We start from the raw sequence: 15528 nt of genomic DNA on the forward strand, positions 1-15528 counted from the left end.
GTGCGCTGCGCTTAAAAAATATTCAATACTGTGTTATAAAACATTTACCTAAATATTTTTGAGTACAGCTTTTGGTCGCTAAAAATCAGTCACTTGGTGCTCAGCAGCAAGTTGAAATTTGGCAAACTGATGCACAAAAAGTGTTGTATGCACAATTGTGTAATGCGTTTTATCAGCGTGAGGTTCAGCGATTAGTTGCAGAGCCTAATGCCGATAAACTGCGCCGCCAGTTAAAAAGCCTACCTTATTATATTGAGCGAGCTGCAACGTTAGTTGCCAATGGTGACACGCCTTTTACGCTGGACGCACAAAATGGTACGTGGCTTGAAAAGCAAAAACCAACCCCACCCGATGTGAATGTTCATGCTAATGAACTTTTTTATCAAACGTATGCCAAAGTGGGGCTTATAGTGCCCGTTATATTAAATGGCTACGATCAGGTGCGTCTTAGAATAGACAGTATCGATCAGTTAGGCGAAAATAAGCTGCATTGTAACGAGCTTGGTTGGTTTGATTTTTTAGGAAATGGGCTAGAGCAGCAAAATGCTCAGTTAATAAAGCCAAGTAAAGTGAGTTTAACCGGGGCATGTTGTGGGCACCAGTGGCAATTTTCGAAGCGTTGCATGCCACGGGTTTTATCTCTACGCGAAATGCTTTTAGCGGGTAGTATTAATTGGCGCAATTTAAAGCGCCCCTTAGCGTATTAAAGCTAAGGTATTTGGAATTTAAAATAAGGAGTGTTAAATGCGTATTTTTCAAGTTGGCTTACTGTGCTTAGCACTGTTTGTACAATACAGATTATGGTTTGGTCATAATGGTTTACAAGACTACACACGGCTAAAAGGTGCTGTAGCGTCGCATCAAGTAACTAACGAAAAGCTCATTAAACGTAATAAAGTACTTAAAGCAGATATTGAAGACTTAAAGCTTGGCCAAGAAGGCATTGAAGAGCGTGCACGCAACGAATTGGGAATGATTAAACCGGACGAAACGTTTATTCGTGTTTTACCGGGCAAACAATATGACAAATAAACAGACTATTGCAGCAATTGTACCTGCAGCGGGTGTTGGCAGTAGAATGCAGCACGATGCGCCTAAGCAATATATACAATTAGCCGGTAAAACCATTTTAGAACACACCTTAGCTAAACTTTCCCAATTATCTCAATTACGTACTATTGTTGTAGCTCTTAGCGACAGCGACCCTTATTTTGATGAACTCCCACTGCTTGATAAGCGCATTGTGCGAGCTAGTGGCGGTAAAGAGCGAGCAGATTCTGTACTCAATAGTTTACTTTTTTTAGCGCCTAACCCGCCTACATGGGTATTGGTGCACGATGCTGCCCGTCCGCTAGTTAATATCAGTGATATAGAACGTTTGATTGATGAATGCGTAAGCGCTGATGAAGGCGGTATTTTAGCTAGCAAAGTAAAAGACACCATAAAACGTGGCCACGAGTACAGCGAACAAACTGTGCCACGAGACGACTTATGGCAAGCACTTACCCCACAGTTTTTTAAATATAATGAGCTTAAAAGTGCGCTTCAAAACGCATTAGCAAGTGGGGTAACTATTACCGATGAAGCCAGTGCAATTGAGTGGGCAGGTAAACCGGTAAAGCTTGTAGCAGGTCGCAGCGATAATATTAAAATAACCACGCCAGAGGATTTAGATTTGGCTGGGTTTTTACTACACAAACAACAAAACGAGAGTGCATTATGATACGAATTGGCCATGGTTTTGACGTACATAAATTTGGCGGCGAAGGCCCGTTAACTATTTGTGGTGAAAAAATTGATTACCCACAGGGCTTTTTAGCGCACTCAGATGGTGATGTTGCTATTCATGCATTATGCGATGCTATTTTAGGCTCGCTTGCAATGGGTGATATTGGTAAGCACTTTCCAGATACGGCAAGCGAGTATGAAAATATCGACAGCCGTATTTTACTTCGCCATGTGGTGGGCTTAGCTAAAGAGCAAGGTTATGTACTTGGTAATGGCGATGTGACTATTGTTGCACAGGCGCCAAAAATGCTGCCACATATTCAAGCTATGCGCGCTAATTTAGCTAGCGATTTAAATTGTGACCTTTCGCAAATTAACGTTAAAGCCACTACAACCGAAAAGCTAGGCTTTGAAGGGCGTAAAGAAGGTATATCAAGCCATGCTGTGGTTATTATGAGTAAAGAGCTTACGAGTACAAAAAACGCATGAGCGATTTAAATTATTTATACGGTGCACCGCTTTCTAAAGCAGACTTTAAAACAACTGCTGAAGACTTTATGGTTGATGAAGACCTAGGCATAGAATTTACTGGTAGTGGCGAACACGTGTGTTTGCAGGTGGTTAAAAAAGGCGAAAATACGCAATATGTTGCTAAGCTAATTGCGCAGCATGCGGGTGTTTCACCACGAGACGTAAGTTACGCTGGCATGAAAGATCGCCACGGTGTGTGCTCGCAGTGGTTTAGTGTGAAAGTACCGATTAAAAAGCCTATCGATTTTAGTGATTTAAATAGTGAGAGCATTTTTATTGTGTCGCAACAGCGCCACGACCGTAAATTACGTACGGGCTGCCACAAGGGTAATAAATTCACTATTACGCTTCGTAACGTGACTGAGCCGCTTGATATTTTATGCCGTATTAACGCTGTACGCGCAGGTGTACCTAACTATTTTGGCGAGCAGCGTTTTGGGCATGGCGGCCATAACTTAGTAATGGCTGAAAAAATGTTTGCCGGTGAGCGTATTCGCGATAAAAAACTGCGCGGTATTATTATTTCAGCAGCGCGTTCTCATGTATTTAATCAAATAGTAAATTTACGTGTAGCCGAACATGGTTTAGCTAAAACAATGCACCGTGAAGTATTTATGCTCAGCGGCAGTAATGCATTTTTTGAAGATGCAATTAACGACGAAAACATAGAGCGATTAGCCACTGGCGATATTATGATGTCGGCACCTATGGTGGGTAAAAGTGAAAAAGGCCTAACCGAGCAAGAAAAAGTATGGCTCGAACCATATCAAACATGGTGTGATGGCTTAGGTGAGTTAGGCCTTAAAAATGAGCGCAGGATGCTGCGTTTAATTCCGCAAAACTTAACGGTTGAGACCATAGATGAAACCAGTTTAAAACTGAGTTTTGGTTTGCCAAAAGGATGTTTTGCAACCGCATTATTACGCGAGCTGGTGGATTACACAGATGCAAGTCCACGAGAGCGCAAAGAAAAGGATAATGACATAAATGAAGATACTGTTAAGTAACGATGATGGCGTAAATGCCAAAGGTATTGCGGTTTTATATCAGGCGCTTATACAAATTGCAGATGTAACCCTTGTTGCACCTGATCGCAACTGTAGTGGTGCTAGTAATTCTTTAACATTAATGAACCCGCTACGCGCAACAACGCTTGAAAATGGTTTTATGTCGGTTAATGGCACACCTACAGATTGTGTACATTTAGGTGTAAATCAGTTAGTTGATGAAAAACCCGACCTTGTTGTTGCTGGTATTAACCATGGTGCCAATTTAGGCGACGATACGCTTTATTCAGGCACTGTTGCCGCTGCAACCGAAGGTCGCCACTTAGGCTTACCTGCAATTGCAGTATCGCTTTGCTCACATAAAGGTGAGCATTTTGAAACAGCCGCTGCTGTCACCGTAAATATTATTAAAGGCTTGGCTTCGCACCCGCTTCCAAAAGATCAAATAATAAATATAAATGTGCCAGATATTCCATTAAGTGAATTAAAAGGGGTGCAAGTAACACGTCTAGGCGCTCGTCATAAAGCCGAAACCATGACCAAACAAACCGATCCTTGGGGCCGTGATATTTACTGGTATGGATCGCTGGGCACAGAAAGCGATGCAGGTGAGGGGACCGACTTTTACGCAATCAATAACGGTTATGCCTCTGTTACGCCATTAAGTGTTGATATGACAGCTAAAGATAGCTTAAAAGCAGTAGGAGACTGGTTAGCCGATTTGGAGATTAATCGTGCTCGCTAATTATTCCCGCAGTGCAAAAGCGCTATCTGACTTACTAAAGCGTGAAGGTGTTGAAGATACACAAGTGCTTAGTGCTATAGCTGATGTTCCACGTCATGTGTTTATAGATGATGTGCTCAAACACAAAGCCTATGAAAATACAGCGCTACCGATTGGGCAAGGGCAAACTATTTCTCAGCCTTATATAGTAGCGCGTATGACTGAGTTACTTCGCTTAGCTGGTGTGCGTAATAAAGTGCTGGAAATTGGTACTGGCTCTGGATATCAAACTGCAATATTAGCCAAAACGTTTACAAAGGTTTATTCGGTAGAGCGTATTAAAACGCTTCAGTGGCAGGCAAAACGTCGATTGCAACAACTCGATTTATATAATGTAACCATGAAGCATGGTGATGGTTGGCAAGGCTGGCAATCACAAGCACCTTTTGATGGTATTATAGTGACTGCTGCGGCCTCCAAAGTTCCACAAGACTTACTTGCTCAGTTAGCCGATGGGGGCGTGTTATTAGCGCCCATTGGTGAGAGTGATCAAAAATTAGTAATGGTTATCCGCGAAGGCGATAATTATAAAGAGCATGTTATTGCTCCCGTTAGATTTGTGCCGTTAGTACCTGGCGATATTGAATAGGAATTCATTTTGAAGTTGTTTACCAAGTTATATGATATGGCCCTAGTGTGGGCAAAGCACCGCCATGCGGAACGTTATTTAGCTGCAATGAGCTTTGCAGAGTCAGTTTTTTTTCCAATCCCACCCGATGTAATGCTTGCACCTATGTCGCTTGCACAACCTAAAAAAGCATGGCGTTTTGCAAGTTTTGCCACAATAGCATCGGTTGTTGGTGGAGTCGTTGGTTACTTGCTTGGATTTTGGCTATTTGAACCCGTTGTTGAGCCATTGATTGCACAAATGCACTGGCAAGAAAAGTTTGATATCGCATTAAATTGGTTTAAAGATTACGGTGTTTGGGTTGTGTTTTTAGCTGGTTTTTCGCCTATACCATATAAAGTATTTACCATTGGCGCAGGTGTTTTACAAATGGCATTTTTGCCATTTTTACTCGCATCGGCTATTGGACGTGGTGCGCGATTCTTTTTAGTTTCAGCCTTAATGAAGTGGGGCGGGGCTAAAATGGAAGCAAAATTACGTCAATATATTGAAATACTTGGTTGGGGATTAGTGGTATTAATTGCGCTAGCGTACTTTTTATTGCGTTAAGCGTTAAAAATATCAATTGTCTAATTTGGGAGAAAAATACAATGAATAAACAGTTTTTACTGTATGTGACTATATTTGTTGGTGTTTTTCTCTCTGGTTGCTCTTCTCGCCATATTCCAGCGCCTGTTAGCAGCCTAAATAATAATGTTAATGATTTAGGTCACACCATTAACATAAATGGCGATATTTATAAGGTGCAAAAAGGTGATACGCTCTACTCTATAGCCTTTAGCGCCGGTCAAGATTTTATATTACTTGCAAAAAACAATTCAATTCCATCACCTTACACAATTTTTCCTGGGCAAAACATCTCCTTAATCTCCAAGCCCGAAAAAACAAAAAGGGATGAAAAATATACGAATTCGAGTAAAAAGTCTATAAAAAACACACAAAAAAATAACATAATATTAAAGAAAGAGCTTGATCCTCCAAAACAACGAGAGTATGTTCAGAAACAAGCCAGTAACAAAGTTAGTAATGCTAAACGTTTGTCGAGCAGTAAAGTTAAGTGGTTTTGGCCTGCAAAGGGTAAAATTACCAAACGCTTTTCTAATAAGGAAAACGGTTATAAAGGTTTACAGATTACTAATCGCAAAGGGGCTTCAGTCTTAGCCGCGGCACAAGGAACAGTGGTATACGCGGGTAACGCTCTTCGAGGATACGGTAGTTTAATCATATTGAAACATAATGATGATTACCTAAGTGCTTATGCACATAACTCGAAATTACTTGTTAAAGAAAAGCAGAAGGTTAAGGCAGGACAAAAAATAGCAGAAATTGGTAATTCAGAATCTCCGGTCACCGCGCTTCGTTTTGAAATTCGCTACCGAGGGCAATCTGTCAATCCTGCTAAATACCTACCTTAATTTTTAGGTATTGATAATTGCTCGGGAGAAGGCTTATGGCTAACGCAGCAAAACTTGACAAACATACTACGACTGATGAAAAATTCGATGACATCGATGCTGATGAAAGTACAACGCTACTAGAAAAAGTAGAAGACGATGAAATTTTTGCAAAAGAAGAAGTAACCAAAAACCTTGATGCAACCCAACTTTATTTAGGCGAAATTGGTTTTTCTCCTTTGCTTAGTGCTGAAGAAGAGGTGTTTTTTTCTCGTAAATCACTTCGAGGTTGTGAAGCCTCACGTAAACGTATGATTGAAAGTAACCTACGTTTAGTTGTTAAAATAGCACGCCGTTACAACAACCGTGGCCTTGCTCTACTCGATTTAATTGAAGAAGGTAACTTAGGCTTAATTCGCGCGGTTGAAAAATTTGACCCTGAACGTGGCTTTAGATTTTCTACTTACGCTACCTGGTGGATACGTCAAACAATTGAACGTGCCATTATGAATCAAACTCGCACCATTCGCTTGCCAATACATGTAGTTAAAGAGCTTAATGTTTACTTACGTACAGCACGTGAATTAACTCAAAAACTTGACCATGAACCAACAGCTGACGAAATTGCAGCGTGCCTAGACAGACCCGTTGAAGACGTAACTAAAATGCTACGTTTAAACGAGAGAATAGCATCGGTTGATATGCCGATTGGTGGTGAAAACGACAGTGTACTACTTGATATCATCCCAGATGAAAAAAGTGCAGGCCCTGAAGGCGAAGTACAAAACAATGATATTAATAAGCACATTGTAGATTGGCTAGGTGAATTGAACCCTAAACAACGCGAAGTGTTAGCACGTCGATTTGGATTACTTGGCTACGAGCCATCGACACTTGAAGATGTAGGTCGTGAAATTGGCTTAACACGTGAGCGTGTAAGACAAATTCAGGTAGAAGCATTACGTCGTTTGAAAGACATTTTGCAACAAGAAGGTTTAAGTACGGATAGCTTGTTTAATCAGTTTTCGTAATAGCTTAAACAATTTAAGAGACTATGTGTGTTAAAAAGCCGAAGAATTTATTCTTCGGCTTTTTTTATGCTTGTAAATTAGATGATATAAATTACAACAATGCTTTTAGTTTATATAATAAATCGTGCGCTTGGCGTGGCGATAGATTATCAGGGTCGATAGCGCTTAACTGCTCTTCCACTTCAGAAGGTGTACTTTGTGCAGCTTCGGTATTAAAAGTAAAGGCTTGTTGCTCTGTACTTGGTGCAGTAACGCTTTGATGATTTTCAAGTAACTTAAGTTTTTGCTTTGCTTGTGCTATTACAGCTTTTGGCACACCCGCAAGAGCAGCTACCTGTAAGCCAAAGCTCTTACTTGCTGCGCCATCAAGTACTGTATGCATAAAGGCGATTGTATCGTTATGTTCTATTGCATCAAGGTGCACGTTTACAAGACCTGTTGTTTGTTCAGCAAGTTCTGTTAACTCAAAGTAGTGAGTAGCAAATAATGTTTTAGCTGATATTTTTGACGCTAAATGATCGGCTGTTGCATACGCAAGCGAGAGCCCATCGTAGGTACTTGTACCGCGACCAATTTCATCCATTAACACTAAAGACTGCGCCGTGGCATTATTTAAAATAGTTGCTGTTTCGGTCATTTCTACCATGAAGGTTGAGCGACCTGATGCTAAATCATCGCTAGCACCAATACGTGTAAATATGCGATCGATATTGCCTATTTTAGCGCTGTCTGCAGGTACATAACTGCCAATGTGAGCCATTAATACAATAAGTGCTGTTTGGCGCATATAGGTTGATTTACCGCCCATGTTTGGACCCGTAATAATCAACATTTTACGTTGGCTGTTTAATTCAACAGGGTTGGCAATAAATGGTTCTTTCATTACTTGTTCAACAACAGGGTGACGACCTTGCTTAATGCTTATATTGTCGTTATCGCACAGTTCTGGTTTTGCATAATTGAGTGCAAGTGCACGTTCGGCCAAGTTATTTAACACGTCTAAATCGGCCAGTGCCGCTGCCATCATTTGAAGTTGCTCTATGTGTGGAGCAATAAATCTAAACAACTCTTCGTATAGTTGCTTTTCAAGCGCTAAGGCTTTTGATTGGCTACCAAGTACTTTATCTTCGTGCTCTTTAAGCTCAGGAATAATATAGCGTTCGTTATTTTTAAGTGTTTGACGACGAATGTAGTCGGCTGGCACTAAGTGAGCATTGGCGCGGCTTACTTCAATAAAAAAGCCATGTACGCGGTTATAACCAATTTTAAGCGTACTAATACCCGTGCGTTCGCGTTCACGCAACTCTAGTTGATCAAGTACGTCGGTTGCACCTTTACTTAAGTTACGCCATTCATCTAGTTCGCTGTTGTAACCAGGGGCAATAACACCACCGTCACGAATTAGTACCGGTGGGTTTTCTATCACTGCACGTTCTAATAACTCTTGTAAATCAGGGAGCTCAGGCGAGTGCTTGATAATACCCGCTATACGAGGATCGTTAGCATCACCTAACAAAGAATGCAGTGGTGCAAGTGCTTGTAATGCACTGCGCAGGCGAGTTAAATCGCGCGGGCGAGCTGTGCATAAAGCTAGGCGTGCAATAACACGCTCTACATCACCAATCTCTTTTAATGATTCGTGTAATTCACCGCACAGTTGTACATCTAAAATGGCACTGATTGCATTTAAGCGTGAATTTAGCTCGTCTTTATTACGTACAGGTGTATGAATACGGCGCTTAAGTAAACGAGAACCCATTGGCGTTGCTGTTTTATCAAGTACCTGGGCAAGTGTATTTTCAAACCCGCCTGATAAATTAACGGTAAGTTCTAAATTTTTACGGGTTGCGGCATCTAAAATAACAGCGTGTTCGTTGTGCTCAAGTGTAATTGCACGAATATGTGGCAGTGCAATACGTTGTGTATCTTTTACGTATTGCATTAAACAACCAGCAGCAACAAGTGCGCTGTGAGCTTTATCAACACCAAAGCCAACTAAATCTTTAGTACCAAACTGATCGCATAATAAGTGCTGAGCCGTATCTAAGTCGAACTCCCACTCTGGGCGACGACGAGCACCTTTTATATGCTCAATTAAATGGAAGTTTTCAAAGCTTTCGCTATATAGCAATTCTGCCGGAGCTAAGCGTTGAATAGTTGAGCTAAAAGCTTCATCGGTACTAACCTCTACAACGTTAAAGCGACCAGAGTTAATATCAAGGTACGCAATACCGTATAAACCTTTTTTACTTTGCCAAACGCTGGTAAGTAGGTTGTCTTGTCGTTCTTGTAAAAGCGCTTCGTCAGAAATAGTACCTGGCGTTACAATACGAACAACTTTACGATCGACAGGACCTTTACTAGTTGCAGGGTCACCCACTTGTTCACAAATAGCCACTGATTCGCCCATTTGAACTAGACGTGCTAGGTAGTTTTCTACTGCATGATAAGGTACGCCCGCCATAGGGATAGGATCGCCACCGGCTTTGCCGCGATGAGTTTGCGAAATATCGAGTAATTGAGCGGCGCGTTTAGCGTCATCAAAAAAGAGTTCGTAAAAGTCGCCCATACGATAAAACAATAAAATATCGCGATGCTCTGATTTTATTTTTAGATACTGCTGCATCATAGGGGTTTGTTGTTTTATAGTGTGTGGTGCATAAAGATCAAACGACATGTATTTACCCAAAGGCTGAATATGGAATTACATCAAGAGATTAAAACACTTGCTGCGCAATTAGGCGCTATTTTAACGGATAAATGCTTATGGATCACTAGTGCTGAGTCATGTACTGGTGGCGGAGTGAGTTATGCCCTTACAGATACCCCTGGAAGCTCTGCTTATATTGACCGTGCATTTGTCACTTACAGCAACCAAGCAAAGCAGGATTTGCTAAATGTAAGTGCCAGTACATTAACGCAATTTGGTGCTGTGAGCGAGCAAACCGTGCGCGAAATGGCATTAGGTGCAATTAAGGCTGCGAACGCCAATATAGCTATAGCTATATCGGGTATTGCAGGGCCCGGTGGTGCCACCGAAGATAAACCAGTTGGTTTAGTGTGGTTTGGTATACAAATTAACGACAAGCAACTTGCTTTAAAGCAAGTATTTACCGGTGATAGGGCTCAAGTTAGACTGCAAGCTATTGTATTTTCATTAAAAAGTGTAATTGATGAGATAAAATGAAAAAATTAACTTGATACTGTGATTTCATACAGTATACTTGGTTCCATTAGCTGGATTTGGAGAATAAAATGAACGATAACAAACAAAAGGCGTTGGACGCTGCACTATCACAAATTGAACGTCAATTTGGTAAAGGCTCAATTATGAAATTGGGTGATAACAAAGCGTTAAATATTGAATCTGTATCTACAGGTTCATTAGGCATCGATATTGCCTTAGGCATAGGTGGTTTACCTATGGGACGTATTGTTGAAGTGTATGGTCCTGAATCATCAGGTAAAACAACACTTACTTTACAAGTTATCGCAGAAGCTCAAAAAGAAGGCAAAACATGTGCCTTTATCGATGCTGAGCATGCTCTAGATCCAATTTATGCACAAAAGCTTGGTGTTAATATTGACGAGCTTTTTGTATCGCAGCCAGATACAGGTGAGCAAGCACTAGAAATTTGTGACATGTTAGTACGCTCAAGCGCGGTAGACGTTGTTATTATTGACTCGGTTGCTGCACTTACACCAAAAGCTGAAATTGAAGGCGACATGGGCGACTCGCACATGGGCTTACAAGCACGTTTAATGTCACAAGCATTACGTAAGCTTACTGGTAACATTAAACGCTCTAACACGTTATGTATTTTCATTAACCAAATCCGTATGAAAATTGGTGTTATGTTTGGTAACCCAGAAACAACAACGGGTGGTAATGCACTTAAGTTTTACGCATCGGTACGTATTGATATTCGTCGTATTGGTTCTGTAAAAGAAGGTGACGAGGTTGTTGGTAACGAAACTCGCGTTAAAATTGTTAAAAACAAAGTTGCTCCGCCGTTTAAACAAGCTGAATTTATCATCATGTATGGTGAAGGTATTTCTAAGCAAGGCGAGTTAATTGACTTAGGTGTTAAGCACAAAATTGTTGAAAAAGCAGGTGCTTGGTATAGCTACTGTGGCAACAAAGTTGGCCAAGGTAAATCTAACTCAATTAAGTTTTTGAAAGAAAATCCAGAAATTGCAGATGAGATTGAAGGCAAGTTACGCGAAATGCTTTTACTAAAAGCAACTATTGAACCAGAAGATGGTGAAGATAAGTTAGGCGATGACGCTGACCTTTAACAGCCTAAAAATGAGTTTTTAAGCTTGATTTGACCCGAGCTTTAAAAAGCGCTAATCAGTAATGATTAGTGCTTTTTTGTTTTTAAGCTTTTACTAAGTTGATAATAATTATACCAATCAGCTTAATTAAGTAATCTACTTTAAGAAAAGAAAACCTTGTTGATAACGAGAGGAAAACTTCGTTATTTAGTTGATATCGGCAATTTTTTCTGTACTGCTATGCATTAGTAAATTCGAAACTTTAACGCAATTAGCGTCAGGTTTAACCCTTCTAATTGATAAAGTATTATTGCGGGTTGGTATTACAGCCTTAAAAATAAAAACGACACATAGTATGTGTCGTTTTTTAAATTAATTAAAATGTTTTTAATTAATTTTATAGTTGCCAGTTAACTGATAGCGCGTAGTTACGAGGTGCACCATAGTAGCCTTGAGCCCAGTATAGGCTGTGCAAATATTTTTCACCAGTGGTGTTATTCACATTAAATGTAACGCCTACGTTTTCTGTAATTTTGTAAGTGGCCATTAAATCAAGTAACCCGTAGGCATCTTGATGGGTCGTCACACTTGCAATACCATTAGCATCGCTAACTTGTACTCGGCTAGTTGAATCCTGCCAGCGGTAATTTGCACCAAATGATAAACCATCAATTAAAGGTACTTGGTAAGTTGCTGCTATTTTAAGTTGGTTTTCTGGTGTGTAATCTTTTACTAAATCATCACCATCAATATTTAAATTACTAAAGCTAATACTTGCACTTAAATCATCTGTAAATTTACCGCTTAGCTCTACTTCAAAGCCATCACTATTAATTCCATCTGCGGCGTAGTAGCGAGTATCATCTGGTAATGAGTTAGGTATAGCAATAGCAAGGCCGTCTTGTTTTGCATCAAAATAAGCGAATGTCACAAATAGTTGATCGTCAAGAAGCTGCGCTTTAATCCCTATTTCACTACTTTTCCCTGTAATTGCCGGGAGTTGATTTGCATTTATATCAAGTTCTTTTTGCGGGACAAATGTTTCAGTGTAGCTAGCGTAAGCAGAGAAAGACTCGGTAAAGTCGTATACAGTACCAATGTAAGGTATTAGCTCTGAGTCATTGCGAGTTTGAGCAACACCGTACGCTGTACCTTTTGTTTCCCAATCCGTATAACGCGCGCCAGCAAGTATACTTAGTGGCTCACTTAATCTGATACGAGTTGATATATACGCCGACTTTTGCTCATTCGTTATATCGCTTCCATTTACGCCATCAGCAAGTGTTGCTTGTGGCATTACCCCATCCCACGTTTTAAGTGATGGCATTGCCGGAAAGCCATTGCCTGTGGTGTAATCGTAAAGAGACTGCTCGGTGTAATCCATTTTTGCTTGGCTAACACCAAATGCCAAGTCATGCTCTTGGCCAAATAAATCAAACTTCCCGCTCGCATACAAATCAAATAAGTCGTGCTTATCTTCGTAGTCATAACGGCTTGCATAACCGGTTAAGCCAAGCTCTGTTTCTCTATCTGGTGTACCGTATACGTAAAACAACTCTGAGTCTTGCTCGTTTTCGATGTGAGCATAGCGTGCTCTAGCCACCCATGTTGCTGATAAGTTTTGTTCAAGCGTTACATATACTTGCTCTGCACTGTTATTCCAGTATGACCAATCAGAAGCCGTGCTTGTTGACTCATCGTAGTCAGTTGGTGTGCCGTCAGTATAATAAAGAGGCAGCGCTCCCCAAAGCGGGCTGTCAGCATCTTTTTGCTGATTAACGTAGTTAACACTTAATAGTGTGCTGTCCGTTAATTTACCTTCGTAGGCTAAGTAAATAATTGTTTTATCTGTTTCGTAACGATCTAAGTATGAATCAGCTTTTTGTTTTGTAAATACAGCACGTACGGCGTGTTCTTCATTTATTGGCGTAGATACATCTAAATCTAATCGTTTTTTATTCCACGAACCATATGACACAGACGCATTAGCTTGTGTGTTATATGTTGGTTTCTTTAAAACCATATTTACAGTTGCAGAAGGATTACCCGCGCCGGTCATTAAGCCATTAGCGCCACGAACAATTTCTACACGGTCGTAAATTGAAGTATCAAGACTGCCTTGAATTGACCCTGAGCTTTGTGGAATACCTAAGCCATCAACTTGAAAGTTCGTAATTTCAAAACCACGAGCTTTAAAGTAAGTACGGTCGGTTTCTATTTGCTCTACTGTTACGCCTGGCGTGCTCTCAAGTACTGAGTTTATATCGTCTAATGAAAAGTCGTCCATGAGTGCGCGTGATACTACCGAGATTGACTGTGGTGTTTCTTTAATTGTTAAACCAAGTTTGGTAGCCGATTGTGCCTCTTCTGTTATGTAGTTTTTGTGATGCTGACCATATACCGCAATTTTTTCGAGAGGTTCATTTTTTACAGTTGCTTCATCAGCAAGTGCATAACCAGATAGGATTAAAGAAGTAGCAAAGGTTAGTTTAGATAAACGCAAAACTTGAGGGGACGACATAAGTTTTTCCAGTTAGTTCAAAAAGAAGTGCGTAACTTAATCTAAATGATATCGATTTGCAATTGAGTTGTGTGTTTTTTACCTATTATTATTCTATTTTGTTGGATTTTAGCGTCATATATAGAGATTATGGGTACGAATTGATGAATTATATAGAACTTAATATCGCTTATAAAAAAAGCGGCCAAGGCCGCTTTTTTTTAATTAGTTAGCTTTTTAGTTATTAAAAAGAGTATTTAACAGAGAACTGTAAACGATCTAAATCGCCATCTACGCCGCTTTCAGTTTCACGCTCAGCATGTTTTAGCTCAGCTCCAAATGTTAGGCGTTTAACAGGGGAATATAAAATGTTAGCGCTATAGCTTTGGCTTGATTCTGTCGGATCGCCAGAAATAGCTAATAGATCAGTGTTGTTATCAGCAGAGAAGAATGAGTATAAGAACGTTGAACGCCATTGGCTTGTCCACTTGTGCTGGTAAGCAACAAAACCAGAAGTCGAATCAATGGCATCTAGTTCATCGCCATTAAGTACTGCGCCGTGAGCAACGTTTAAGCCTACGTAACGGCCTAAGCCTTTACCTTGAGTAAGCATAAATTTTAGGTTGTCTTCACCAAGGTTTATTTTACCTGATGCGCTAATACCAAAAGATGTTTCATCTGCATCAACACTGCCTACTTTATAAGTTAGTTGGCGAGCAAGCGCTGCAACAACAATGTTACCCCAATCAGCTTTATGCGTGTAACGAGCTGTAAAGTCAGGTAATGATGCATCATCAGTTACTACCATACCGCTTGTAGTAGAAATTGTACTTTCTGGGTTTTCTAATGAGAAAGACCATGCGCCAGTGGTATATTTAATTTGCGATTGGCGAACAAATATAGTGCCTTCAGCTGGGCCTACAAAATCAAGCGTTTCAGCAAGGGCACCCACGTTTTGAAAGTTAGACCATGTTTGACCAAATAACCAACCGTCGTATGTCACAAACGCATGGCGAATACGTGGAGCATAAGAGTTTGATACACGTTCATTACCGCCAGCAGCTGAGGCTAAAAAATCAATCTCAATTTTAGTGTTAACGGTCTTGCCGTTATCCATAACAGTAGCTGTGCCAAAGTTAAAGCGTGACTCGCGAGCATGCATATCAAACACGGCATCTGAGCTGTTATCGTCGCCAACTGTAAGTGTACTTGGTACGTAAAAGTCACGACCTACGTTTGAGCCTGCAGGCGCACCCGCTGAATAATCACTCCACATAGAGTCGAGCTTAATGTATCCACCGTAAGTAAATTCGGTATCACCAATTTTTGCGGCAGTCGCTGCATAAGCAGTACTTGATAGTGCACATAGTACAGCGCTTGCTGCCAATGTTTTTAATGGGGTAAATTTCATTGTGGTGTCCTTTATAGGCTACTTGTTATTTGTTACTTTTTTTCATGTAAGGTTGTATTACTTGCTACGAGTATTACTTACGAATAAAAAGGGTTGTTAATTTGGCTTTCAATTCACTTTCTATTTTCATTCGTTAAATAAAGCATTTTAGTAAGTACAACAAAATATCTTTATTTAGAGTACGAGAACACTGTTGAATATGTGCAATATTTACTCAATTACCTATTGGTCTATAA

15 protein-coding genes are annotated in these 15528 nt (G+C 40.4%); 12 read left to right on the top strand and 3 right to left on the bottom strand.

Translation table 11 applies throughout. The features are described from left to right. Positions 1 to 71: 71 nt before the first annotated feature. The 10 genes from I6E80_RS08800 to rpoS are packed head-to-tail and all read left to right on the top strand — an operon-like array spanning position 72 to position 7103. Positions 72 to 707, top strand: coding sequence for a hypothetical protein (locus I6E80_RS08800; protein WP_197185360.1), 636 nt, complete (start codon positions 72 to 74; stop codon positions 705 to 707). A 37-nt stretch (positions 708 to 744) separates the two neighbouring features. Continuing rightward, complete coding sequence (gene ftsB, locus I6E80_RS08805) at positions 745 to 1032, top strand: cell division protein FtsB (protein ID WP_024596337.1); 288 nt, start codon at positions 745 to 747, stop codon at positions 1030 to 1032. Then, positions 1022 to 1723, top strand: coding sequence for a 2-C-methyl-D-erythritol 4-phosphate cytidylyltransferase (gene ispD / locus I6E80_RS08810; protein ID WP_197185361.1), 702 nt, complete (start codon positions 1022 to 1024; stop codon positions 1721 to 1723). The genes ftsB and ispD overlap by 11 nt, the downstream gene beginning before the upstream one ends. Beyond that, positions 1720 to 2217 carry a 2-C-methyl-D-erythritol 2,4-cyclodiphosphate synthase gene (gene ispF, locus I6E80_RS08815; RefSeq protein ID WP_197185362.1) on the top strand — a complete coding sequence of 166 codons (498 nt, stop codon included), beginning with the start codon at positions 1720 to 1722 and terminating at the stop codon, positions 2215 to 2217. The genes ispD and ispF overlap by 4 nt, the downstream gene beginning before the upstream one ends. Further along, a complete protein-coding gene (gene truD, locus I6E80_RS08820) occupies positions 2214 to 3266 on the top strand; it encodes a tRNA pseudouridine(13) synthase TruD (protein WP_197185363.1) in 1053 nt (350 codons plus the stop codon). Before ispF ends, truD begins: the two co-directional genes overlap by 4 nt. Next, a complete protein-coding gene (gene surE, locus I6E80_RS08825) occupies positions 3247 to 4011 on the top strand; it encodes a 5'/3'-nucleotidase SurE (protein WP_076925194.1) in 765 nt (254 codons plus the stop codon). The genes truD and surE overlap by 20 nt, the downstream gene beginning before the upstream one ends. Then, positions 4001 to 4639: a protein-L-isoaspartate(D-aspartate) O-methyltransferase gene (locus tag I6E80_RS08830; RefSeq protein ID WP_165736244.1), complete on the top strand. Its 639-nt coding sequence runs from the start codon at positions 4001 to 4003 to the stop codon at positions 4637 to 4639. The genes surE and I6E80_RS08830 overlap by 11 nt, the downstream gene beginning before the upstream one ends. 9 nt (positions 4640 to 4648) lie before the next feature. Continuing rightward, complete coding sequence (locus I6E80_RS08835; protein WP_007584782.1) at positions 4649 to 5227, top strand: YqaA family protein; 579 nt, start codon at positions 4649 to 4651, stop codon at positions 5225 to 5227. Between the two features lie 41 nt (positions 5228 to 5268). After that, complete coding sequence (locus tag I6E80_RS08840) at positions 5269 to 6093, top strand: peptidoglycan DD-metalloendopeptidase family protein (protein WP_197185364.1); 825 nt, start codon at positions 5269 to 5271, stop codon at positions 6091 to 6093. A 35-nt stretch (positions 6094 to 6128) separates the two neighbouring features. Beyond that, the gene (gene rpoS, locus I6E80_RS08845) at positions 6129 to 7103 is read left to right on the top strand and encodes an RNA polymerase sigma factor RpoS (protein ID WP_076925191.1); all 975 of its coding nucleotides are present in this window, start codon (positions 6129 to 6131) and stop codon (positions 7101 to 7103) included. 91 nt (positions 7104 to 7194) lie between these two features. Here the strand turns inward: rpoS and mutS are convergent, their stop codons facing one another. Then, positions 7195 to 9780 (bottom strand): DNA mismatch repair protein MutS, encoded by a 2586-nt coding sequence (gene mutS / locus I6E80_RS08850; protein WP_197185365.1) that lies wholly within the window; start codon positions 9778 to 9780, stop codon positions 7195 to 7197. Positions 9781 to 9801: 21 nt separating this feature from the next. On the opposite strand from mutS, the gene I6E80_RS08855 reads away from it, so the two are divergent. Next, positions 9802 to 10290 (top strand): nicotinamide-nucleotide amidohydrolase family protein, encoded by a 489-nt coding sequence (locus tag I6E80_RS08855; protein ID WP_076925189.1) that lies wholly within the window; start codon positions 9802 to 9804, stop codon positions 10288 to 10290. A gap of 68 nt (positions 10291 to 10358) precedes the next feature. Next, positions 10359 to 11402, top strand: a complete 1044-nt coding sequence (recA, locus tag I6E80_RS08860; RefSeq protein WP_076925188.1) for a recombinase RecA — start codon at positions 10359 to 10361, stop codon at positions 11400 to 11402. 376 nt (positions 11403 to 11778) lie between these two features. On the opposite strand, the gene I6E80_RS08865 is transcribed toward recA, so the two are convergent. After that, the gene (locus I6E80_RS08865) at positions 11779 to 13902 is read right to left on the bottom strand and encodes a TonB-dependent siderophore receptor (protein ID WP_197185366.1); all 2124 of its coding nucleotides are present in this window, start codon (positions 13900 to 13902) and stop codon (positions 11779 to 11781) included. A gap of 223 nt (positions 13903 to 14125) precedes the next feature. Next, the gene (locus I6E80_RS08870; protein WP_010554447.1) at positions 14126 to 15292 is read right to left on the bottom strand and encodes a DcaP family trimeric outer membrane transporter; all 1167 of its coding nucleotides are present in this window, start codon (positions 15290 to 15292) and stop codon (positions 14126 to 14128) included. Positions 15293 to 15528 lie beyond the last annotated feature (236 nt).

It is taken from the genome of Pseudoalteromonas sp. NSLLW218 (assembly GCF_015864775.1).
Classification (GTDB): Bacteria; Pseudomonadota; Gammaproteobacteria; order Enterobacterales; family Alteromonadaceae; genus Pseudoalteromonas.

Coding starts and splice junctions, on each gene's coding strand:
- ftsB (WP_024596337.1), top strand. CDS start 745: ATGCGTATTTTTCAAGTTGGCTTACTGTGCTTAGCACTGTTTGTACAA.
- ispD (WP_197185361.1), top strand. CDS start 1,022: ATGACAAATAAACAGACTATTGCAGCAATTGTACCTGCAGCGGGTGTT.
- ispF (WP_197185362.1), top strand. CDS start 1,720: ATGATACGAATTGGCCATGGTTTTGACGTACATAAATTTGGCGGCGAA.
- truD (WP_197185363.1), top strand. CDS start 2,214: ATGAGCGATTTAAATTATTTATACGGTGCACCGCTTTCTAAAGCAGAC.
- surE (WP_076925194.1), top strand. CDS start 3,247: ATGAAGATACTGTTAAGTAACGATGATGGCGTAAATGCCAAAGGTATT.
- I6E80_RS08840 (WP_197185364.1), top strand. CDS start 5,269: ATGAATAAACAGTTTTTACTGTATGTGACTATATTTGTTGGTGTTTTT.
- rpoS (WP_076925191.1), top strand. CDS start 6,129: ATGGCTAACGCAGCAAAACTTGACAAACATACTACGACTGATGAAAAA.
- mutS (WP_197185365.1), bottom strand. CDS start 9,780: ATGTCGTTTGATCTTTATGCACCACACACTATAAAACAACAAACCCCT.
- I6E80_RS08855 (WP_076925189.1), top strand. CDS start 9,802: ATGGAATTACATCAAGAGATTAAAACACTTGCTGCGCAATTAGGCGCT.
- recA (WP_076925188.1), top strand. CDS start 10,359: ATGAACGATAACAAACAAAAGGCGTTGGACGCTGCACTATCACAAATT.
- I6E80_RS08865 (WP_197185366.1), bottom strand. CDS start 13,902: ATGTCGTCCCCTCAAGTTTTGCGTTTATCTAAACTAACCTTTGCTACT.
- I6E80_RS08870 (WP_010554447.1), bottom strand. CDS start 15,292: ATGAAATTTACCCCATTAAAAACATTGGCAGCAAGCGCTGTACTATGT.